The sequence below is a fragment of the Cyanobacteriota bacterium genome, assembly GCA_025054735.1.
Lineage (GTDB): Bacteria > Cyanobacteriota > Cyanobacteriia > SKYG9 > SKYG9 > SKYG9.
The window spans coordinates 1-1,051 of sequence record JANWZG010000685.1 but is presented as its reverse complement, the minus strand read 5'-3'; the positions used below and the strand labels follow the sequence as shown (position 1 = coordinate 1,051).

The 1,051-nt window shown below is 52.8% G+C and carries 1 protein-coding gene; it reads right to left on the bottom strand.

Features of this window, described 5'->3' with window-relative positions:
- A partial coding sequence (gene cas6, locus NZ772_19385; GenBank protein ID MCS6815720.1) for a CRISPR system precrRNA processing endoribonuclease RAMP protein Cas6 occupies positions 1 to 669 on the bottom strand: 669 nt, incomplete at its 3' end.
- Between the last annotated feature and the right edge of the window lie 382 nt (positions 670 to 1,051).

Sequence of the window (1,051 nt, the reverse complement as noted above, 5' to 3'; positions counted from 1 at the left end):
AGATTGCAGGTGATGGCGCGTGATGACCACTGATTCATCAATCCAGTCCAAAAAATCTTCTGGGTCGTACTCCATGCCCGAAAAGTCGTTCCAGCGGCGTAGGTAGCTATGGAATAAGTTTGTGGGAACGGGTAGCGGAAAGTGGTGCTTGTTGCGGCGGAAACTGGTAGGGGAGAGGAAGGAGAGGGCGATCGCCGGATTATTGGGGATAGGCTCGTCAAACAGCTTCTGGTAAGTTGTGGCAGGATGGCTGGGCGTAGTGAGGCCCCAATCCACAATTTTCAGGGGTGCACCCCGCAGCTCAACAGTTACTGGGGGATGCTGCAACCAATCCATCAGCCAGGTCACCACTGGCTGAGAGAGTACTGTAATAGTCCAACCGTAGTATTTGCTGGCGCTGAGCTTGGGACTGCCGCCCGGCGCAATGTCGATACCCTGTAACCCAGAGATGGTAAAGGGTTTTTCAGACTCGCCATCGTGCAAATAGGCAGACAGGTCGGGGTTCATCTGCCGCACTTGATCCAACAACCAGGCGTGTAGCCCGATCGTATATTGAGGATAGAGCGTACTCTCCTGCCAGGGCTGGAGTTGCAGGGTTAGCCCCACCAGTTGAGTGTCAGTAGGAAAAATAGAGGCTGGGGTTGCTTTGGATTGGCGAGTGCGAGGCATGGGAAAGGGAGAGAATGAGGATGATAGTGCTTTAGCAGGATGGTCAGCGTGTCTGTCCTGTCAGCAATTGTCATCTAGTTTAATCCCCCAACGGGGATTTAGGATCAGGTTTAATTTTTCTTATCCTTACGAGTATCTGAAGACCTAACCATGCCCTACGAAACCATCACAACCACCCCAAACTAGCCTGCCGCGCCCTGAAGCAGAATCTTGACTCTCCCTAGAATCTCTAGGCTTTCCACTCCCAACCTATCTTGGTCTGATACACTAGACTGGTCGATCGCTGACTTCTCTACACCTGTGCCTCGCTGGCCCTTGCCGCCCAGATATTCACTACATGTTGCCCCCCCACCACTCGGTTGCCCCAAGTGGTGAAGCTAAT